Origin of the sequence: Streptomyces bungoensis (genome assembly GCF_001514215.1) — a bacterium.
GTDB lineage: Bacteria > Actinomycetota > Actinomycetes > Streptomycetales > Streptomycetaceae > Streptomyces > Streptomyces bungoensis.
The window spans coordinates 212,070-232,531 of the sequence record NZ_KQ948861.1; the positions used below are offsets into that span (position 1 = coordinate 212,070).

General features: G+C 71.5%; 18 protein-coding genes. 9 read left to right on the plus strand and 9 right to left on the minus strand.

Features of this window, described 5'->3' with window-relative positions; translation table 11 throughout:
- Positions 1-46 precede the first annotated feature (46 nt).
- The 6 genes from AQJ66_RS22455 to AQJ66_RS22480 all read left to right on the plus strand — a co-directional run bounded on the left by AQJ66_RS22455 (position 47) and on the right by AQJ66_RS22480 (position 8,039).
- Positions 47-1,186, plus strand: coding sequence for an ABC transporter substrate-binding protein (locus tag AQJ66_RS22455; protein WP_061925185.1), 1,140 nt, complete (start codon positions 47-49; stop codon positions 1,184-1,186).
- Positions 1,187-1,406: 220 nt separating this feature from the next.
- Positions 1,407-1,613, plus strand: coding sequence for a hypothetical protein (locus AQJ66_RS22460; protein ID WP_061925188.1), 207 nt, complete (start codon positions 1,407-1,409; stop codon positions 1,611-1,613).
- A 3-nt stretch (positions 1,614-1,616) separates the two neighbouring features.
- A complete protein-coding gene (locus AQJ66_RS40985; RefSeq protein ID WP_061925191.1) occupies positions 1,617-5,237 on the plus strand; it encodes a SpoIIE family protein phosphatase in 3,621 nt (1,206 codons plus the stop codon).
- Positions 5,238-5,586: 349 nt separating this feature from the next.
- Entirely contained in the window at positions 5,587-6,816 is a 1,230-nt protein-coding gene (locus AQJ66_RS22470) for an NAD(P)/FAD-dependent oxidoreductase (protein WP_061925194.1), read from the plus strand.
- A gap of 228 nt (positions 6,817-7,044) precedes the next feature.
- On the plus strand, positions 7,045-7,647 hold the full coding sequence (locus tag AQJ66_RS22475) for a class I SAM-dependent methyltransferase (RefSeq protein WP_061925197.1): 603 nt from the start codon (positions 7,045-7,047) through the stop codon (positions 7,645-7,647).
- A 104-nt stretch (positions 7,648-7,751) separates the two neighbouring features.
- Positions 7,752-8,039, plus strand: coding sequence for a metal-sensitive transcriptional regulator (locus AQJ66_RS22480; RefSeq protein ID WP_061925200.1), 288 nt, complete (start codon positions 7,752-7,754; stop codon positions 8,037-8,039).
- Here the strand turns inward: AQJ66_RS22480 and AQJ66_RS22485 are convergent.
- From AQJ66_RS22485 to AQJ66_RS22500, 4 genes are all read right to left on the minus strand, one after another.
- Positions 8,028-9,470 (minus strand): MFS transporter, encoded by a 1,443-nt coding sequence (locus AQJ66_RS22485; protein ID WP_061925202.1) that lies wholly within the window; start codon positions 9,468-9,470, stop codon positions 8,028-8,030. The two genes, AQJ66_RS22480 and AQJ66_RS22485, sit on opposite strands and share 12 nt — an antisense overlap.
- A gap of 62 nt (positions 9,471-9,532) precedes the next feature.
- Positions 9,533-10,108, minus strand: a complete 576-nt coding sequence (locus AQJ66_RS22490; RefSeq protein ID WP_061925205.1) for a rhodanese-like domain-containing protein — start codon at positions 10,106-10,108, stop codon at positions 9,533-9,535.
- 121 nt (positions 10,109-10,229) lie between these two features.
- Positions 10,230-10,979, minus strand: a complete 750-nt coding sequence (locus tag AQJ66_RS22495) for a sulfite exporter TauE/SafE family protein (protein ID WP_061925208.1) — start codon at positions 10,977-10,979, stop codon at positions 10,230-10,232.
- Positions 10,976-11,341: a rhodanese-like domain-containing protein gene (locus AQJ66_RS22500; RefSeq protein ID WP_107119008.1), complete on the minus strand. Its 366-nt coding sequence runs from the start codon at positions 11,339-11,341 to the stop codon at positions 10,976-10,978. Before AQJ66_RS22500 ends, AQJ66_RS22495 begins: the two co-directional genes overlap by 4 nt.
- A gap of 333 nt (positions 11,342-11,674) precedes the next feature.
- Between AQJ66_RS22500 and AQJ66_RS22505 the strand changes: the two genes are divergently transcribed.
- Entirely contained in the window at positions 11,675-13,048 is a 1,374-nt protein-coding gene (locus AQJ66_RS22505) for an MBL fold metallo-hydrolase (RefSeq protein ID WP_061925213.1), read from the plus strand.
- A 443-nt stretch (positions 13,049-13,491) separates the two neighbouring features.
- Here the strand turns inward: AQJ66_RS22505 and AQJ66_RS22510 are convergent, their stop codons facing one another.
- The 4 genes from AQJ66_RS22510 to AQJ66_RS22525 all read right to left on the minus strand — a co-directional run bounded on the left by AQJ66_RS22510 (position 13,492) and on the right by AQJ66_RS22525 (position 17,108).
- Positions 13,492-14,553, minus strand: coding sequence for a CU044_5270 family protein (locus AQJ66_RS22510; RefSeq protein ID WP_061925216.1), 1,062 nt, complete (start codon positions 14,551-14,553; stop codon positions 13,492-13,494).
- Positions 14,550-15,155 carry an RNA polymerase sigma factor gene (locus tag AQJ66_RS22515; protein ID WP_061925219.1) on the minus strand — a complete coding sequence of 202 codons (606 nt, stop codon included), beginning with the start codon at positions 15,153-15,155 and terminating at the stop codon, positions 14,550-14,552. Before AQJ66_RS22515 ends, AQJ66_RS22510 begins: the two co-directional genes overlap by 4 nt.
- A gap of 339 nt (positions 15,156-15,494) precedes the next feature.
- Positions 15,495-16,346, minus strand: a complete 852-nt coding sequence (locus AQJ66_RS22520) for a GAF and ANTAR domain-containing protein (RefSeq protein ID WP_079060353.1) — start codon at positions 16,344-16,346, stop codon at positions 15,495-15,497.
- A gap of 180 nt (positions 16,347-16,526) precedes the next feature.
- Positions 16,527-17,108: a TetR/AcrR family transcriptional regulator gene (locus AQJ66_RS22525; RefSeq protein ID WP_061925221.1), complete on the minus strand. Its 582-nt coding sequence runs from the start codon at positions 17,106-17,108 to the stop codon at positions 16,527-16,529.
- Between the two features lie 242 nt (positions 17,109-17,350).
- On the opposite strand from AQJ66_RS22525, the gene AQJ66_RS22530 reads away from it, so the two are divergent.
- Together AQJ66_RS22530 and AQJ66_RS22535 are read left to right on the plus strand one after the other, a co-directional pair.
- Entirely contained in the window at positions 17,351-18,532 is a 1,182-nt protein-coding gene (locus AQJ66_RS22530) for an alkane 1-monooxygenase (RefSeq protein ID WP_061925365.1), read from the plus strand.
- 140 nt (positions 18,533-18,672) lie between these two features.
- Positions 18,673-19,545 carry a MurR/RpiR family transcriptional regulator gene (locus AQJ66_RS22535; protein WP_061925224.1) on the plus strand — a complete coding sequence of 291 codons (873 nt, stop codon included), beginning with the start codon at positions 18,673-18,675 and terminating at the stop codon, positions 19,543-19,545.
- Between the two features lie 10 nt (positions 19,546-19,555).
- Here AQJ66_RS22535 and AQJ66_RS22540 read toward each other — a convergent pair whose 3' ends face one another.
- Positions 19,556-20,419 carry a MurR/RpiR family transcriptional regulator gene (locus AQJ66_RS22540; RefSeq protein WP_061925227.1) on the minus strand — a complete coding sequence of 288 codons (864 nt, stop codon included), beginning with the start codon at positions 20,417-20,419 and terminating at the stop codon, positions 19,556-19,558.
- Positions 20,420-20,462: the final 43 nt, after the last annotated feature.

Genomic DNA, 20,462 nt, shown 5'->3' on the forward strand with positions numbered 1-20,462 from the left:
GGCTGCCGGTCGAGGTGACCACGTTCCCCCACGTCCGGGAGCAGTCGTGACTACAGCCTGTGCTCGTGGAGCCGCGGTCTTCGGCTGCTTCGCTCTCGTGGCACTGGGCCTGAGCGCTTGCGAGAGCACACCGCCCGCCGAAGTGGCGAAACCGTCAGTGGCCACGTCCGCCGAGAACATGGGCGGCATGCCCGCACTCGTCACCGCGGCCAAACGGGAGGGCGCGCTCAGAACGATCGCGCTGCCGGGTGACTGGGCGAACTACGGCGCTCTGATCAACGGCTTCGAGAAGAAGTACGGGATCAAGGTCACGGACGAGAATCCGCTGGGCCACAGCGAGGACGAGGTCGATGCCCTGAAGCGGAGGGGGAACCGGCCGACGGCACCCGACGTGATCGACGTGGGCGACACGTTCGCACGGAAAGCCGCGGCGCAGAATCTGCTCGCGCCGTACAAGGTAGCCGCTTACGGCTCGATCCCCGGCAACCAGAAGGACGCGAAGGCGCGCTGGTACAACAACTACGGCGGCTACATCTCCATCGGCTGTGATGCCAACCGGGTCAAGCCCTGTCCGGCGACCTTCGCCGATCTGCTGAAGCCCGCCTACAGGGGCAAGGTCGCACTCGAAGGCGACCCGCCCCGGTCGGCCACCGCCTTCGCCGGTGTCTACGCGGCCGCGCTGGCGAACAACGGGTCGTTCGGGAACGTCCAGCCCGGTCTCGACTTCTTCGCCGAGCTCGCGAGGAGAGGGAACTTCAACCCTGTCCATTCCGACTCGGCGGCGGTCGAGGACGGCCGGACCCCCGTCAGCATCAACTGGGACTACATCAACCTCCACTACGCGGACCAGCTCCGCGACAAGGGCGTGCACTGGCAGGTCGCGATCCCCTTCGACGGCAGCTTCGCCCAGTACTTCGCGCTGGCGGTCAACAAGAACGCCCCGCACCCGGCGGCTGCCCGCCTGTGGCAGGAGTATCTCTTCAGCCCGGAGGGCCAGAACCTGCGGCTGCGTGCCTATGCCCGCCCGGTGCTCATGGACGCGATGAGGCAGGACGGCACTCTCGACAACGCCGCCGCCGCACGACTGCCGACAGTCGAGGGAACACCGCGGTTCCCGACGGACGCGCAACTGGAGAAGGCGCGGAAGACGGTCAGCCAGGGCTGGACGCAGGCCGTCTCCGGCTAGCCGGAGACGGCCTGCGCGTTCCAGCGCACGAGAACACGATCGACGATTCACACCGGCTTCATCGCAGCGGGTGCGACGGTTCGGCGAGGTAGCGGGCGTCCCGGTGCCGTGTTGAACTGAGCAGAGTGCGCGCCCCCACGGCGCCGATCGACGCCATGGCATGACATCGGTCATCGGGTTTACATCACACAGCGTGGCATTGAGGATGTGGAGGCGGCTCATGGCGGAGTCGCGAGACGACGAGCAGCTCAGTCGGCGCCTGACGGTCGTGGCGGCGCTGGGGTTCGTGCTGATCGTTCCGCCGTTCCTGGCGCGGTTCGATCGCCTGGACCAGGTCTTCGGCGTCCCCGTTCTCGCGGCGTACCTGTTTCTCGTCTGGGCGATCGTGATCGGTCTGGTCGCCGTGATCGGCGGCAGATCGAGGTAGGCCGTGCTCCAGACCTGGTTCATCGTCGCTGTTTCGGCCGGGTACCTCGGCCTGCTCTTCGCGGTGGCCTTCTACGGTGACCGGCGGGCAGATGCCGGTCGGAGCATCATCAACAATGCCACGATCTACGCGCTGTCCTTCGGCGTGTACGCCACCTCGTGGACGTACTACGGCAGCGTGGGCTGGGCCGCCCGGGCCGGAGTCGGCTTCCTGCCGATCTACCTGGGGCCGACGCTCATGCTCGCCCTGGGCTGGCTGGTGCTGCGCCGGATCATCCGGATAAGCCACCGGCACCGGGTCACCTCGCTGGCCGACTTCGTCTCCGCCCGCTACGGCAAGAGCACCGCGCTGGGCTGTCTGGTGACGATCATTGCCGTGGTGGGGGTGGTTCCCTACATCTCGCTGCAGCTCAAGGCGGTCTCCCTCACTTTTGCGATCATTCGGCGGCACCCCCGGGTGGCCTCCGCCCCCGAACTGAGCCACATCCCGCTGTTCCAGGACACCGGGCTGTACGCGGCGCTGGTGCTCGCCGCGTTCACCATCGTCTTCGGCACCCGTCATCTGGACGCCACCGAACGCCACGAGGGCATGGTCGCAGCCATCGCGTTCGAGTCCGTGGTCAAGCTCGTGGCGTTCCTCTCGGCCGGGATCTTCGTGGTCTTCTGGATGTTCGGGGGGCTCCACGACCTGTTCTCACGGGCAGCGGACGCCGGCCTCACCACGATGTTCACGCTGCGCGGGCAGGGCGGCTACGGCATGTGGGTGTGGCTCACGGTCCTGTCCATGCTGGCGATCGTGCTGCTGCCCCGGCAGTGGCAGATCGGCGTGGTGGAGAACGTCGACGAGAAGCACCTCAAGCGGGCGATGTGGCTGTTCCCGCTGTACCTGTTCGCGATCAGCATCTTCGTGCTTCCGATCGCAGCCGGCGGGCTTCTGCGGTTCGGGAAGGCCGTCGACGCCGACACCTACGTGCTGACCCTGCCGATGGCCGGAGGCCAGCAGGCACTCGCACTGCTCGTCTTCATCGGCGGCCTCAGCGCGGCCACCAGCATGGTCATCGTCGAGACGACCGCGCTCAGCACCATGGTGTCGAACTCGCTCGTGATGCCGCTGCTGCTGCGCAGCAGGTCCCGGCTGGCGCACCGGGACAACCTCGCCGGGCTGGTGCTGGGCATTCGCCGGGCGACCATCGTGCTGATCCTGCTGCTCGGGTACGCGTACTTTCGTCTCGCGGGCGAGCAGACGGCATTGGTGTCGATCGGCCTGGTGTCGTTCGCGGCCGTGGCGCAGTTCGCGCCCGCCATCCTGGGCGGTCTGTTCTGGAAGGGTGGTACCCGCCGGGGCGTGCTGGTCGGCCTGGTGGCGGGGTTCGCCGTGTGGGCGTACACCCTGGTGCTGCCGACCTTCGCCGATGCCGGGTTGCTGTCCGCTTCCTTCTTGCGGGAGGGCCCGCTGGGCGTCGGGCTGCTCCGGCCACAGCGGCTGTTCGGCCTGGGGGGACTGGACCCGATCAGCCATGCGATGTTCTGGAGTGCACTCCTGAATCTCGGCGGGTATGTCGCGGTCTCCCTCGCGGACCGACCGGACGCCGCCGAGCGGGCGCAGGCGGTGCAGTTCGTCGAAATCCTCGAGGAGCCTGTCCGGGAGCGGCGCTGGCAGGTCCGTGCCACCGTCGGGGAACTGCAGACCCTGCTGGAGCGCTTCCTCGGGCGGGAGGGCGCCCAGCGGGCGTTGAGCTCCTTCCCTGGAGGGAGACCCGGCTCACTGGCAGCCGAAGCGCCGCCGGAGCTGGTCCATCACGCGGAAGCCCAGCTCGCCGGTTCGGTGGGCGCCGCGTCCGCTCGGCTCGCGGTCGCCGCGGTGGCCGGAGAGGAGGTGGTAGGCAGCGATGACGTGATGGAGATGATCGGCGAGGCGTCGCAGAGGGTCGAGCTGGTCCGGTGGCGGCTGAAGTTGCTCTACGACGCGACCGGCGGCATCGGCACCACCCTCGATGTGACCCGTACCGCCGAGGAACTGACGCAGGTCGCGGTTCCGCGCTTCGCCGACTACGTCACCGTCGACCTGGTCGAGTCGGTGCTGCGCGACGAGGAACTGGTGACGGACGGCACGGGCACCGGCAGCAGGCGGATGCAGCGCGCGGCCGTCAGCGGCATCCACGACGACGCTCCCCTGTTCGCCGTGGGCGACCTGCTGACCTTCGCGCCGTCCTCCCCACAGGCCCGAGCCGTCGAGAGCGGCGTGGCGGTCCTGGTGCCTCAGCTGCGTGATTCCGCGGAATGGCAGGAGGTGGACCTGGACCCCGCGCGAGGCTCCCGGGTCATCGACTACGGGATCCATTCGCTCATCACCGCGCCGCTGTCCGCCCGCGGCGTGCTGCTGGGCATGGTCCACTTCTGGCGCTCGGAGAAGCCCGAGCCCTTCGATCAGGACGATCTCTCCCTCGCGGCCGAGCTGGCCACCCGAGCCGCCGTGTCACTCGACAACGCACGCCGCTACACCCGCGAGCACGGCTTGGCCGTGGCGCTGCAACGGAGGCTGCTGCCCCGCGCGCTGCCCGAACAGAACGCCGTCGAGGTCGCTTCCCGTTACCTCCCCGCGCAGGCGGTCGGCGGCGACTGGTTCGACGTCATCCCCCTCCCGGGCGCCCGGGTGGCGCTGGTCATGGGCGACATCGTCGGGCACGGACTGCATGCCGCAGCCACCATGGGGCAGCTGCGCACCGCCGTGCACAACTTCTCCACCCCCCTGGACCTGCCGCCCGACGAACTCCTCAGCCATCTCGACGAGTTGGTCGCGCTCATCGACCAGGACGCGATCGCGGCCGGTGACAAGACCACCGTCACCGGCGCCACCTGCCTGTACGCGGTCTACGACTCGGTGTCCGGCGACTGTGCCATCGCCAGCGCCGGTCACCCCGCGCCCGCGCTCGTACACCCCGACGGGACGGTGGAGTTCCTGGACGTGCCGTCCTGCCTACCCCTCGGCATCGGCGGACTGCCCTTCGAGTGCGCCGAGTTGCGACTGCCCGAGGGCAGCACGCTCGTCCTGTTCACCGACGGCCTCGTCGAGCGCCGCGACCTGGACGTCGACACCGGGCTCGGGCTGCTCCGCGAGACGCTGGCGCGCGTGGGCCAGTCGCCCGAGGAGACCTGCGACGCCGTGCTGGACGCCCTGCCCCCGAAGCTCCGGAGCGACGACATCGCGCTGCTCGTCGCCCGTACGCGGGTGCTGGGGCCCGGGCAGGTCACCGAGTGGGACGTCGAGTGCGACCCCGCCGCCGTTCGCCGCGTCCGCGCCGCCGTCTCCGCCCGGCTCATGGAGTGGGGGCTGGAGGACCTCGTGTACACCACGGAGCTGATCTGCAGCGAACTGATCACCAACGCCATGCGCCACGCCACAGGGCCCATCAAGGCGCGGCTGATCCGCGACCGTGCGCTCATCTGCGAGGTCTCCGACCACAGCAGCACCTCGCCGCATCTGCGCTATGCGGCCAGCACGGACGAGGGCGGACGCGGCCTCTTCCTCGTGGCCCAGTTCACCGAGCGCTGGGGCACGCGCTACACCAAGGACGGCAAGGTCATCTGGGCCGAGCAGGCGATGCCGGGGACGCCCGGCGGCTGACCGGCGCAGCCCGAGGACCCGCTCGCTCTTTGCCGGCCTCTCTGACGGCACGCCGGCGCCCTTGGTGCGGGACAGGGCGAACTGGCGCTCGGAGTGGGAGTGTTGACGCGCACAGCCGGACCGGTGCCGGCCGTGGCGGCGCGCGTGTTCTCTGCCCGGTGGGATTGATCAGCGGAGAGGAGGCGACCGAGGACTGGTGAAAAATCGGACGTTTTGCCTCTCAGTCAAATACCCCCCTAGGTATTTGACCCGGTCTCGGGCGACACCGTAGCCTCGACGGCAATAAACCCCCCGGGGTATCTGTGAAGGCATCGGAGAGGTGCCTGACCAGCCGGAAAGGACTTCCATCATGGTCGCCAGCCCCCAAGCCGGCCCCGGCTCGACGGCCGGCCGGCACCGCGTCGCCATCGTCGGTGGCGGCAGCGCCGGAATCAGCGTCGCCGCCCGACTGCGCCGCGCCGGCGTCACCGACATCACCCTCGTAGAACCCTCCGACACCCACTGGTACCAGCCCCTGTGGACCCTCGTCGGCGGCGGCCAGGCGTCCCTGCGCGGCACCCGCCGGCCCGAGGCTTCCGTGGTTCCCGACGGAGTGCGCTGGATACGCCGGCACGCTCTCGCCGTCGACCCCGACGCCCGCACCGTCACGCTGTCCGGAGGCGAGGAGCTCACCTACGAGCACCTCGTGATGGCGCCCGGACTGCAACTGGACTGGGACGCCGTGCCCGGGCTCGCCGAAGCGGTCGGACACGACCGGGTGACCAGCAACTACGCGCCCGAGTACGCCCCTCGTACCTGGGACCTGATCAAGGGGATGCGGTCGGGCACGGCCGTCTTCACTCACCCCGCCACGCCGCTCAAGTGCGGCGGCGCACCCCAGAAGATCGCCTACCTGGCCGCCGATCACTGGCGCAGGCAGAAGGTGCTCGACCGGATCCGGATCATCCTCGTCATCCCCGATCCCGTCCTGTTCAAGGTGCCCGAATGGGCGCGCACCCTGGAGCAGGTGGCCGCCCGGTACGGGATCGAGGTGCGGCTGCGGTCGGAGATGACCGCCGTGGACGGCGACCGGCGCGAGGTGGTCGTCGCCGACCACGCGAGCGGCACGAAGGAGACCGTCCGCTACGACCTGCTGCACGCCGTGCCGCCGCAGAGCGCGCCCGACTGGGTCAAGAGCAGCCCGCTCGCCGACCCGGCGAGTCCTCTGGGGTTCGTCGCCGCGGACAAGCACACACTGCGGCATCCGCAGTACGGGAACGTCTTCGCGCTGGGTGACGTGGCGAACCTGCCGACGTCCAAGACCGGCGCGGCCGTGCGCAAGCAGGCCCCGGTCGTGGCCGCCAACGTGCTCGACGTGATGAACGGCCGGCAGCCGGCACGGCGCTACGACGGCTACACGTCCTGCCCGCTCGTCACCGCACGCGACCGGATGCTGCTCGCGGAGTTCGACTACGACCTGAAGCCCTCGCCCACCTTCCCCCTCGTCGACACCTTCAAGGAGCGGCGCGACATGTGGGTGTTCAAGCGGTACGTGCTGCCACCGGTGTACTGGCACGGCATGCTGACCGGCCGCCTCTGACCGGCCGTCCCCGTCCGCCCGGGCCGGGCTTCGCCGGGCCCGGGCCGGCTCCACCCGACCGGCGCGTGGATCGACCACGGACACCGCGCCGGAGCCGAGTACCATCCCCGGCGCGGGCCACGGCCGGCGAAGTCCGCCGTGCGGCGGTGGCACCCGGCGCCGGTCCGGCGAGGCGAGCGGCCCCACTGCCACGGAGGGTCCGTGCAGAGCAGACGCGAGGAGCACCACATGGACGCAAGCGCATGGGACGAGCGTTACCGCGGCGCCGAACTCGTGTGGGCGGCGGAGCCCAACCGGTTCGTCGAGCGGGAACTGGCCGACCTCGAGCCCGCGGGCCGGGCACTGGACCTGGCCGCCGGGGAGGGGCGCAACGCGGTCTGGCTGGCGGAGCTGGGGTGGGAAGCGGACGCCGTGGACTTCTCCGCCGTGGCCCTGGAGAAAGCCGACCGGCTGGCCGCCGGGCGCGGCGCACGGCTGCGCACCCTCCGCGCGGACCTGACCACATGGTCCGCCTCGGAGGCGACGTACGGCCTGGCCCTCATCGCCTATCTCCACCTGCCGTGGCAGCAGATGGAGCATGTGCTGCGGCAGGCCGCACGTGCCGTCCGGCCGGGCGGGACCCTGCTGCTCGTCGGTCACGACGCGGCCAACCTCCGGCAGGGCCACGGCGGGCCGCAGGACCCCCGTGTCCTGTACACCCCCGAGCAGGTCGCCGCCGTGTGGCGGCCGTACGCCGACATCGTGCGAGCCGATACCGCCGAGCGCCCGGTGACCACCCCCGATGGCCCCCGCACGGCCCTCGACGCTCTGGTCCGCGCCGTGCGGCTGTGACCTCCCGGAACAGATCCGTCACCGGACGAGTTGCAGCCGTTATACCCCGCTGGGTATCAGGGCGGATAACATACCCCACGGGGTATGAGGGCGAGGAGTGGGTCGTGGAACTGGATCTTGAAGGCGCGGACCTGAAATCCGTACTGAACCGACTGCGTCGCGCGCAGGGTCAGATCTCGGGTGTCATCCGGATGATCGAGGAGGGCCGCGACTGCGAGGACGTCGTCACGCAGCTCGCCGCCGCGTCACGGGCCCTCGACCGCGCGGGTTTCGCGATCATCGCCACCGGCCTGCAGCAGTGTGTCACCGACATCGACACCGGCAGGAAGAACGGCGAGGACACCGAGCAGATCCGCAATCGCCTGGAGAGGCTCTTCCTCTCACTGGCGTGACGACGCCGGGGACAGCCGTGCCGAAGCGACTGCGACCGCCGAGACCGCCACCAGGACGGCGGCGGCCAACCGGGCTCCCGCTTGCGTCCCGGCGCTGCCCGCCAGGTGCAGGGCGAGTGTCACCAGGGCCACGCCCAGAGCCGTCCCCAGGCCGCGCGTCATGTTGACGAGACCGCCGCCGGTGCCGGAGGAACGCGCCGGTACGGCGCCCATGATCATGGCGTTGTTGGCCGGGGTGAACATCCCCAGCCCCAGCCCTGTCAGGGCCAGCGCGGGCACCAGCCAGGCGATGGTCAGCGGGACGACGAGCAGGGCGGCCAGCGCGAACAGGAAGACGGCGGCACCGGCCGTGCACCGTCCTCGGTCCGCGAGGTTCCGCGGCAAGAGCCGGTCACCGCCGGTCGCGGCGAGCGCGAAACCGGTCGGCAGCGCCGTCAGAACGAGCCCGGCGGTCAGCTCGGACGTGCCCCGAGCGGTGAGCACGACCGGCACGAGCACGAGCGGCCCGAACAGCACCAGGTACCCGCTCAGCGCCCCGATGAGCCCGAACGTCACCGCCCGTACCCTCAGCAGGGCCAGATCCAGCAGCGGCGCCTCCGTCCGTCGCTGCCGGCGGACGAACCCCCAGCCCGCCACGGCCGCCGCGAGGAACAGCACGGCCACTCCCCAGCCGGGCACGGCGAGCCCGGATGCCGCGGAGACGCCCATCAGGGCGCTCGTGGTGGCTCCCGCCAGCAGGGCGAGCCCCGCCCAGTCGAAGCGGGCGACGCGTGTCCGGGCCCGGGTCCGCGGCAGCAGGTAGTGCCCGCCGACCAGCGCGATCACCCCTATGGGCACATTCACGCCGAACACCCAGCGCCAACCCAGCGTGGACACCAGCACCCCGCCCACCGTGGGCCCCAGCGCGAGCCCCAGCGCCTGCGCGGCGGCCTGAACCCCCAGCGCGGTGCGCATCCGCCCGCGCGGAGCGCTGGTCGTCACCAGCGCCACGCTGTTGGCCTGCATCATCGCCGCCCCCGCCGCCTGGACCACACGGAACGCCACGAGTGCGAGGAGGGAGGGGGCGAGGCCGCAGGCCGCGGAGGCGAGGGTGAAGACCCCGAAGCCGTACAGGTACAGCAGCTTGCGGCCGTGCGCGTCCGACAGCCGGCCGGCGGGCACGAGCAGGGCCACCAGAGTCAGCAGATAGGCCAGCGACACCCACTCCACCGCTGCCAGCGACGTGTGGAACTCGCTGCCCAGGCCGCCGTAGGTCAGCGTCACGATGCTGGCGTCGAGCTGACCCATGAAGGCGCCGAAGCAGACCGTTCCCACGGCGAGCCACCACGCGTCAGGACGTGACCGGATCCGTTCGGGGCGGGGCCGCTCCGCGACGAGCAGCGCGGGCCAGCGGCGGCTCCTGGGCGGGTGGGGACTCGTACGAGCGTCCATGCTCCGATATTACATCGGCATCCGAAATATTCTGGTGCCGTTGTACGCGTCGGTCGTACGGGTCAGAGGCTGCGCAGGCGTGCCAGCGCGGCGTCCAGGTCGGCCTTGCGGGGCCGGTTGTAGGGGAGCTTGCCGAGCATGGCGGCCATGCCGCAGGTGTTGGTCACGGCGGAGAACACCAGGCCTCCGGCGATGCCGGCGGACAGCAGCCGGAAGCCCGGGTGGACGAACTCGCCGAGGGCCAGGCCGAGCAGGACGAGGGATCCGGCGGTGAGGCGGACCTGGCGGTCCATGCTCCAGGCCGACTTGACGTCGCATGCCAGCGGGCGGTCCAGTTCGTGGCCCTGGGCGGCCCAGGCCCCGGTGCCGCCCGCGAGCGTCGCGGTGTGGATGCCCTTCTCGGCGAGCCGCAGGCACGCCTTCTCGGAACGGGCACCCGAGGCGCAGACCACGAGGACCTCTCCGCGCTCGGCGGCGTCGCGGATGTCGGGCAGTGCCCGGTCGAGCTGGTCCAGCGGGATGTTCAGGGCACCGGGCACGTGCCCGCCGGCGTACTCGCCCGGGGTGCGGACGTCGATGACGACGAGTTCGTGCAGACGGGTCTTGGCCTGGCGGGGATCGATGGCGGCGATGGTCATGGCAGATGTGTTCCTTGCCTGTCGATGTGTCGATGTGTCGAGATGTTGTCGTTGCCCAGGAGCGGACGTGCCCGCGTGCCGTGGGTGGCGGTGAGAGCGGTCCCGGACCGCGGCGGGTCGGTCAGAGGACCGCGTCGATGAGCATGAAGACGGCGACCGCGAGCAGGACGTACGCGAAGACGCGTTGCAGTGTCCCGCCCTTGAGCTTCGCGGACAGGCGTTTGCCGTCCCAGGCGCCCAGCACGGCCGCCGCGGTGAACGGCGCGATGACGGCCCAGTCCAGGTGCATCCCGGTGCCGGCCCGGGCGCCGAGCGCGGCCAGCGAGTTGATCGTGATGACCAGCAGGCTGGTGCCGACCGCGGCGCGCATGGGCAGCCGGAGCACGCCCACCAGCGCCGGCACGGCGAGGAAGCCGCCGCCCACCCCCAGGAACCCGGTCACCGCGCCGAGACCGGCCCCGGCGGCACCGGCCTTGCCCGCGTTCACCTGGGCGCCGGACGCGGCGACGGCCGTGGCGGGGCGCAGCATCCGCACCGCGGCGAGTGCCGCGATGACCGAGAAGGCGACGGTCAGCAGGGCTTGGGGCAGATGCCCGGCGGCGGCCCCGGCGACCATCGCGGGCACGATGCCCGCCGCGGCGAACAGCAGCCCGGTGCGCCAGGTCACGTTCCCGTCCCGGGCGTGCCCGGTGAGTGCGGTGACCGAGGTGAGGGTGACGATGACCAGGCTGGCCGTCGTCGCCTCGGCCGGGGTGAAGTGCAGCAGGTAGATCAGGGCGGGTACGGCGAGGACGCTGCCGCCCCCGCCGAGGCCGCCCAGGGCCAGGCCGACGACGGCACCGGCGACGAGCGCGAGAACCAGAGCGGTCATGCTATCGAGCCGCTGTTCCCGCGGTCGTCGACGACCGGGTACCCGGCGGCGGCCCACGCCCTCATACCGCCCTTGACGTCCACCACCTGCGCGCCCCGCGCGGTCAGCAGTTCGGCTGCCTGCTGCGAGCGCTGCCCGCTGCGGCAGATCACCACCAGCGGCCGGTCCCGAGCCTCGTCCGGCAGCGCCACCCCCGCCACCAGGCCGGACAGCGGCGCGTATACGGCGCCGGGCGCGTGGCCGGCGTCCCACTCGCGCTGCTCGCGCACATCCAGCAGGACGGCCGGAGCGTCGGCGTCCCGGGTGCGCCGGGCAGCCTCGTCGACGGTGACACGGTCCTCGCCGGTGGGGAAGAGGGACATCACACAACCTCTCGGAAATGGGGAGGGGCGGAACGGGAGGGGCGTTCAGCCGGCCGCTGCGGTCGGTACGCGCGGCGATGGCGGACGACTTACCCCCGGGGGTATACACATACGATAGCACCGGTACCCCAGGGGGTATTCCACCTCCCCCTCGACCCCACGGGGACCGGGCGGGCGCTACAGCCCCCGGGGTCGGCCGGGACAGCTTGCCTCCATATACCCCCGTGGGTATACGATGCGTCTCATCAATACCCCCGTGGGTATCTGCCCCATACCCCTCGGGTGTCCCGGGACTCTCCGGTCCCCCGCACTACAGGCGCCAGGAGGCACCTCATGTACTTCGCGCAGCACTACCTCGACTGCCTGTCCCAGGCGGCGTACGTCATCGGTGATCCGACCAGCGGCAAGGCCGTCGTCGTCGACCCCCGCCGGGACGTGGACGAGTACGTCGCGGACGCCGAGGCGCATGGATTCACCGTCGAGGCGGTGATCAACACCCACTTCCACGCCGACTTCCTCGCCGGCCACCTGGAGCTGGCCCGGCGCACCGGCGCCTGGATCGGCTACGGGCAGCGCGCCGTCACCGAATACCCCATCCGCAAGCTCGCCGACGGCGAGCGGATCTCCCTGGGCGAGGTCACCCTCCAGATCCTGGAGACCCCGGGCCACACCCCCGAGTCGATCAGCATCCTCGTCTTCGAGAAGCCCCAGGACACCGTCCCCTACGGGGTGCTCACCGGCGACGCCCTGTTCATCGGCGACGTCGGACGCCCCGACCTGCTCGCCTCCGCCGGCGTCACCGCCGAGGAACTGGGCGCGATGCTCTACGACAGCGTCCACCACAAGCTGATGGCCCTGCCCGACGAGGTCCGCGTCTTCCCCGCCCACGGCGCCGGCTCCGCCTGCGGCAAGAACCTCTCCACCGAACTGCAGTCGACCATCGGCATGCAGCGGCTGACCAACTACGCCTGCCGGCCCATGGACCAGGACACCTTCGTCCGCCTCGTCACCGCCGGCCAGTCCGCCGCCCCCGGCTACTTCTCGTACGACGCCGACCTCAACCGCCGCAACCGCGACCTGTTCGAGCCGCGGGAGGGCGCTCCCGCACTGGAGGCGACCGAGTTCGCCCGCCTGCGTACCGCCGGCGCCGTGGTCCTCGACGCACGCGACCAGTTCGAGTTCGCCGCCGGTCATCTCGCCGGCTCCGTCAACGTCCCGCTCGACGGCCGCTTCGCCGAGCAGGCCGGCAGCGTCCTCACCCCCGAGGACGAGATCCTCATCGTCGCCCCCGAGGGCCGCGTCGAGGAGACCGTCACCCGCCTCGCCCGCATCGGCTTCGACCGCGTCCACGGCTACGCGGCCGAGCCCGGGCAGCTCTTCCTCACCCTCTCCGATCAGACACGCCAGGCAGGCCGGCTGACCGCCGAGGCCCTGCGCGAGGAACTCGCCTCCGCCGAGCCCCCGCTGGTCCTCGACGTGCGGGGCTGCGGCGAGCGCGAGGGCGGCCGCTCCATCGAGGGCGCCCTGCACATCCCCCTGGCCGAACTGGCCAAGCGCCTCGACGAGGTCCCGGCCGAGGGCCGGCTGGTGGTCCACTGCGCCGGCGGTCACCGCTCGTCCATCGCCGCCAGCCTGATCCGGCACACCGGCCGCACCGAGGTCTACGACCTGCTCGGCGGCTACGGCGCCTGGGAGACGGTCGCCTGACCCGCCGAACGACCGCGGGTCAGGGCGACGGTGCGGCCGCCCGAGCCCTCGGTGGTTCCGCATGCAAGCCATCCCGTGGCGGGCATCGCCACGGACTCACAGCGGAGGAAGGAAGTCCGCCATGTGCCGACGTGTCACCTGTTCGAACTGCGGCAAGGCCACGTACACGGGCTGCGGGAACCACGTGGAACAAGTCCTCGCGGGTGTGCCGAAATCGAGGCGGTGCGACTGCCCGCCGGCGCCCCGGCGCTCCTGGTGGCCCTTCGGCCGCCGCTGAGCACGCGCGACTCCCCCGGCCCGGAGTCCCGAGTCCGGCCTGTCCGCGCTGATGTTCCGGCCGGGAACGGTGGTGAGCGCCGCGACGGCGGGCGGCGGGACGCGGTCCGGTGCCGTCGCGGGCGGTCCTCGGGGGCACCACCGGGTGCCCCCGCGGTCCGAGCGGTTCAGCTCTGCGGCTCGGTCCGGACCCGCCCCGTGTCCGCGGGCTGCTGGCCGGCCTTGTCGACGACGGCGAGCTCCAGTTCGGCCTCGCTGGACAGCAGCGCTCCCGCCTTCCCGTACGAGGTGTCCTTGGTCAGGTAGCTGCGGTACCCGAGGAAGGTGAAGTCCTTCTCGTCGAAGACCCACTCGGTCCGGATGCCGTGGCGCGTGTCGTCGCGGGCGATGCCGAGGCCCCGGCGGCCGATCGCGTCGCGGGCCTGCGGAGCCGGGGAGACGCCCGGGATCTTCGCCGCCGCCCGGTAGAGGGCGGCGGCCGTGCGGGGCGGCATCATCGTGCCGAGCAGGGACCCGATCTGCTCGAACACCGCCTGGTCGCGTTCCCGGCCCTCGGTGTGCGGAGTCCTGGCGTACAGGTAGGACAGCAGTGTGTCGGGGTCGGTGGGCAGTGAGCTGAGCCAGCGGTAGGTGGGTCGGGCGATGCCGGCCGGAGTGCCGTCCGTGTCACCGAGTTCGGCGTTGAGGGGGAAGGTCTCACCGTCCTCCCGGATCAGTCCGAGCCTGTGCAGGGGCCCCGGCTGCTGCGCGATCCACGTCTCACGGTCCAGCAAGGCGCCGACGACGGCCTTCCCGCTGGTCAGGTCGGCCCCGCGGGTCTTCTCCCGGGTGTAGACGAACTGGTCGTCCCGGACAGTGGGCGTGTCGCGCTCCTGCGCCGCGTCGGAGATCCGGCCCAGGAGCGCCGCGACGGGCCGCATGTCGGAGGCCGCGCGGTGCGAAGCTCCGCCGGAGGACTCGCTGTCGCCGCCGTTCAGGGCGACTCCCGCGGTCAGTGCGCAGGCCAGGGCCAGCGCGGTCGCCGGTGCCAGGAGCGCGGGCCGCAGCAGCCGACGGGTCCGGCCGGTACGGGTCGCCTGGTCTCGGTCGATGTGGTGCATCAGCAGTTCCTTGTGCCGAAGGTGCTGCTCGCGCGGAAGGTCCCGGTCGGCCGGGGCCGGCAGCAGGCGGGCGATCTCTTCGCGATCGCCGTCGCGCTCCGGGGAAGCGCCGGTGGTCTCGTCGTTCATGTGAGCTCCTCCCGTACGGGCAGGGCCGCGATCGCGGCCGCACTTGTCATCTCTCCGCGGGGGGTGGGGGGTTCCCGGTCCTCTTCGGCGAGGTGGGCGAGTTTCCTGCGGGCGCGCGAGAGGCGGGAGCGTACGGTGCCGACGGCGATGCCGAGGGCCTCGGCCGTCTGCCGGTAGTCCAGTCCGGACCACACGCACAGGGCCAGCACCTCCCGCTCCTGGCGTCGCAGCCGGCCCAGGGCCGCCTGTACGGCACGCAGGCGCCGTGCGTCGTCGATGCGCCCGACCGTCCGGAGCGCGAAGTCCTCCTCCACCGGGGGCTGCGGCTGGCGCGCCAGGAACAGCCGGCGTCTGCGCAGTGCCCGGCCGGCGTTGTCCGCCTTGTGGGTGGCGATGCCCAGCAGCCAGGGCAGCAGGGAGCCGCCGTCCTCGTGCACTCGTGCGCGGGTGCGCCACGCGGTCAGGAACGTTTCGGACATGATCTCCTCGGCTGCCGACCAGTCGCCGGTCAGCCGCAGCCCGTGGTTGTACACGGCTCGGGCGAACTCCTCGTACAACTGGGCGAACGCCTCACGGTCCCCCTCGCGCACGCGGCGGCGCACATCGTTTTCTGAGTTCCTCACGACCAGTTCTCTCCACGACGCACCAGGAGTTCCTGTGGCCTCTGTCACGTGGAGGCGCGGTGGCGGTGGTGTGGTCCGAAGCGAGTGCGATCGCCGCCACCGGGCGGCCGCCCGAGGCGCGCCGTCCGGCTGGGGACCGGGGTGTGCCGACGGGCCGCCTGGGCGGTCCCGGCGGGCACACAGCCGCCCGCCGGTGGCCGGTGACTCCCGCCTGCGTCCCCAAGCGAGCCCTTGACGCCGCAGTGCCCCTTCGGAGCGGTCTCCATACCTTCGCGCACACACGAACTCTTCATACAGTCCGTGCCGCGGACAGCCGGTCTACGCGGAACGGGACTTACCGGTGGCGTCGGCGTGGAGATGGTTGAGGGCGGTGAGCACGGCGGTGTTGCGGTGCCACAGCAGCCATCGGCCGACCTGAGTGCCGAGGTCGTGCATCGCGGTCAGCTGGGCGGGGGTGAGGTCGTGCAGCGGCCGTTCGTGGTGGGAGGAGATCATGCCGATCACCGTGCCGTTCGGGCTGAGCAGAGGCGTGCTGTGGCAGGCGCGGCTGCCCGTCTCCAGGATCGCCTCCCGGGAGGCCTCGTCGAAGGTGTCGGAGGCGGCGACGTCCTTGACGGTCACCTGCCGGGATTCCTCCGCGGCCTGGGCGCAGGAGGTCGTCGAGGCCTCCACGAAGGCGAAGTAGTCGGTGAACTGCCGGTTCAGTCCGACGTGCTTCTCCATGCGCAGCATCCCGTTCTCCACGAGCTGCACGTTGCCCATGTGGGCGCCGGTCACGCGCAGGGCCTGACGCAGGGCCGACGTGAGGACGGCGCTGTGACTTTCCGGCCGCGATCCGCTCGCGCCCAGCACCGGGATGGCGGGTGCGGGACCCTGGGGGCGGCTGGGCACCCAGACGGGGGCGCCCGGCGCGGGGCCCCGCAGACGGATGGCGACGTCGGCGAGGGTGTGCAGTTTGATGTTGAACTTCTGCGACGAACGGCGCAGCAGGTCGAACGCCTCCCGTTCCGAGGAGAGCCGGTACCGAGACGTCAGCAGCTTCTCGGCGCGGGCGACGCCGGCATGGGCCAGCCGCCGGTTCCGTTCGTCGACGGCACTCTGCACGGCGCCCCGCGCCGCGGGACGCCCCTCGTTCACCGGTGGTGTGGACGTATCCGGATGCTGGGTCATCGAGAGGGCCTCCTGTTCCGGCAGCACCCGTACGACCCCACTCGCCTGTGGTCCGCGCAGGAGCGGCGGCACTGCGGTGCCTACAGGCCGAAGCACCCTCCCTCACTGTACGCATGACCGGCCCCCTGCCCGCCAGAGGGCCTTCACGCAGTCGGCTCCGGGCCCGGCCCGCCTGCCAGGTCATCGCCCGGCCGGCGCACCGAGGACCGCCCACACGGCGCGCGACACCCGCTCAGGGGTCTCCTCGGACCGGGGCGCGGGAAGCAGGACATGGCTCAGGGTCAGCCGCACCGCCAGGTCGGCCGCTTCGGCACGCCGGTCCTCGTCCGTCTCGGGCACCACCTCGCCGAGCCACCCGGTGAGCAGCCGCCACGCGCTGGAGTAGACCGGCTCGGGCCTGCTGGTGAGGAAGGGCAGCAAGGCGTCCGTACCGCCGCGCGCCGCGGCCAGTACCGCGTGCAGGAACGGATTGGCACCGGCCTCCACGAGTACGTGGGCCACCGCCGCCTCCAGTGCGGAGCGCGGGTCGTGCCGGTGCGCCTCGAGCACCACGGCGAGCCCGCGCAGGAACTCCTCCGCCTCGCGCTGCACCAGGGCCCGGCCGACGCCCGCCCGGTCGCCGAACTCCTTGTAGATGGAGGGCCTTGACACCTCCGCGCGCAGCGCCAGGTCCGCCACCCGGACCTTGTCCCAGCCGCCCTCCGCCGCCAGCACCCTGGCCTCGGACAGCACCCGTTCACGCATCTGCTTGCGCCAGGCCACTCGTGGTGGATCGGGCGGGACCTGCGGACCGCGGGATCCGCGGTCAAGTGAGGGGGGCACGAGGAGAGTCTGTCACCACACCGCCTCTCACTTTTATGATGGTACGTCAGAACGTTTACACGGCGCCTCCTTTGTCAGCGGCGACGAGACCTGGCACCGTCAGTGGCCCCCCATGCGTGCTCTCGCCGGTCACCTGCCTGATCGGCGAGAGCGCGCCCGAGGAGCGCCCCGAGGGAGTCCTGATGCAGTCAGTGCCGAACGTCACCCACCCCTGGCGGGACCGCAAGCGCCCACTGTGGCTGCTCGCACTCGCGGTACCGACCCTCCCCTTCCAGGCCGGAGCACTCGTCTCCGTCACCGGTGTCGGCGCGTTCTGGTGGTGGGGGCCCTTCTTCGCGTTCGTGCTGGTCCCCCTGTGCGACCTGGTGACCGGCCGCGACGGCGAAGCCAACCCTCCGGAGGAGGTGATGGCGGCCCTCGAGGCCGACCGCTACTACCGCTGGTGCACCTACCTCTACCTGCCCCTGCAGTACGGTGCGCTGGTCTGGGCCTGCGGCGAGTGGTCCGCCGGACACCTGTCCACCGCCGACGGCCTGGGGCTGGCGGTGACCACGGGGGTGGTGGCGGGCGTGGCGATCAACACCGCGCACGAACTCGGCCACAAACGCGAGCAGTCGGAGCGGCGGCTCAGCCGGCTGGCACTCGCCCAGAGCTGCTACGGACACTTCTACGTCGAGCACAACCACGGCCACCACGTCCGGGTGGCCACTCCCGAGGACCCCGCCAGCAGCCGGCTGGGCGAGGACTACTACCGGTTCCTGCTCCGGTCCGTGTGGGGCGGTCTCCGCTCCGCCTGGCACCTGGAGCGGCGCCGACTGGGCCGGCGGAAGCGGCCGGTCCTCAGCGCGCACAACGACGTGCTCACCGCCTGGTCCCTTTCGGCGGTGCTCTTCGCCGTCCTCACGCTGGCCTTCGGTCCGCGGGTCCTGCCCTACCTGGTGCTGCAGGCCGTACTCGGCTTCTGCCTGCTGGAGGCGGTCAACTACCTGGAGCACTACGGGCTCCTGCGGCAGCGCCGACCCGACGGCCGCTACGAGCGCGTGGCCCCCCGGCACAGCTGGAACAGCAACAACACCGTCAGCAATCTGCTCCTCTTCCAGCTCCAGCGGCACTCCGACCACCACGCCAACCCGCTGCGCCGCTACCAGACCCTGCGCCACTTCGACGAGGCGCCGCAGCTGCCCTCGGGTTACGCGTCGATGATCCTGCTCGCCCTGTTCCCGCCCCTGTGGCGCCGGGTGATGGACCCGCGGCTGACGGCGCACTACGGCGGTGACCTCTCCCGGGCCAACCTCCATCCGCGCCTGCGTCACCGCTTCACCGCGCCGGAGACCGCGGACGCCGCACCGGCCGAGCCCTGCTAGGAGAGGCCCCTTCCCGGCACGGCAGCGCCTCGCCGCACCGACCCGCCCGTCGGTGCGGCGGCCCCGGCGTTAGGCTCGGCGATGTCGACTGTGATCACCCGGTCGGGTCGGTCGCGTGCGGGAAGGAAGTAGCGGACAGCATGGCCACTGGCGCAATGGCGGACAGGATCCGCTCCAAGCTGGGCGATCTCAGCCCCGCGGAACGCAAGGTCGGACGCGTACTGCTGGCCGCCTACCCGTCCGCCGGTTTCGAGACCGTGGCCACCATCGCCGAGCGCGCGCACGTCAGCGCGCCGACCGTGCTGCGGTTCGTGTCCCGCTTCGGCTTCCGCGGGTTCCCCGAGTTCCAGGCGGCCCTGCGCACCGAACTGGAGCAGCGCAACGCCTCACCGCTGTCGCTGTACGACACTCCCGGCTACGGCCGCCCCGCCGACGAGGGAGCCGATCAGGGAAGCCTGCTCGGCAGGGCGGGCCGCATCTTCCCGAGCGAGGTCGCCGGCACCCTGGCGGAACTCCCGCCGCACGACCTGGACCAGGCCGTCCGCCTGCTCGCCGACCCCAGACTCCGCATCACCCTCGCCGGCGGCCGCTTCACGCACCTGCTCGCGCAGTACCTCGGCCTGCACCTGATGCAACTGCGCGAGGGCGTGCAGTTCCTGCCCGACCGTGCGGTGGAACGCACCGCGGCCCTGGCCGCGCTCGGCCGCCGCGACCTCCTGGTGCTCTTCGACTACCGTCGCTACGAGGACGACAAGGTCGCGATGGCCGAACTCGCCAGGGAGCGGGGCGGAAAACTCCTGCTCTTCACCGACACCTGGCTCTCCCCGGTGGCCGGGCGGGCCGACGTCGCACTGCCGTGCCGGGTCACCGCGCCCTCGCCCTACGACAGTCTCGTGCCGACCCTCGCCGTCATCGAGACGGTCGTGGCCGGAGTCGTCGAGTCCCTGGGCGAGGACGCCCACGACCACCTGCGCCGGGCCGAGGACGTCGCCCAGCGCATCGGCCTGGTCTGAGCAACACCCGTCAGACGAGCCCGATGCGGCCGGCCGTGGCCTCACTGTGCCGCATGTGGCGCAGCCCGTCGTCGCCGAGCGCGGTGATCACACCGGCGACGACGGTCTCGACCACCGCGAGCGTGGGGACCAGGCTGTCGTACGGCGAGGGGGCGGCGACCCGGCTCGGCAGGACGACGTGGGCGTGTGCGCCGGCGGGCGAGAGCCAGGCGTCCGTGAAGACGACGACCTTGCCGCCGGCTTCCTTCGTGAGCTGGGCGATGGCGAGCTTGTCGCTCTCGTAGCGCCGGTGGTCGAAGACGACCACCACGTCGCGGCGCGTGAGCCGAGCCAGCGCGGCCGTGCGCTCGACGTCGCGTTCGGGCAGGAACCGGACGTCGTCGCGCAACTGCATCAGGTGCAGGCCGAGGTACTGGGCGATGAGATGGGTGAAGCGTCCACCGGCCAGGGTGATCCTTCTCCTGGGATCGGACAGCAGGTCGACGGCGCTCTCGAGGTCCGCCGCGGGGATCTCGGCGAGGGTCTGTGCGACGGCGCCGGCGAAGAGCCTGCTGCTGCGCGCCATGAGCCCGGCCGGTGAACCGTCGGCCGCGTTCTCCTCGGCGGCCTCGTACAGCGAGAGGGGGGAGGCGTTGCGTTCCTCGAGTTCGGCGCGCAACGCGGCCTGGAAGTCGGGGAAGCCGCGATGACCCAGGCGGCTGACGAACCGGAGCACGGTGGGCGCGCTGACAGCGGCTCGTTCGGCGATGGCGGCGACGGTCTCGAAGCCGCTGGAGGGGTAGGCGGCCAGCAGAACCCGGGCGACTCTGCGCTCGGCAGGGGTCAGATCGCCCAGCCTGAGGCGGATCTCGTCGGCGAGTGTGCCGGGGGGCATGACGGTGTCCTTTCCTGGCATGCGCGCGGCGTGTCCGCCACCC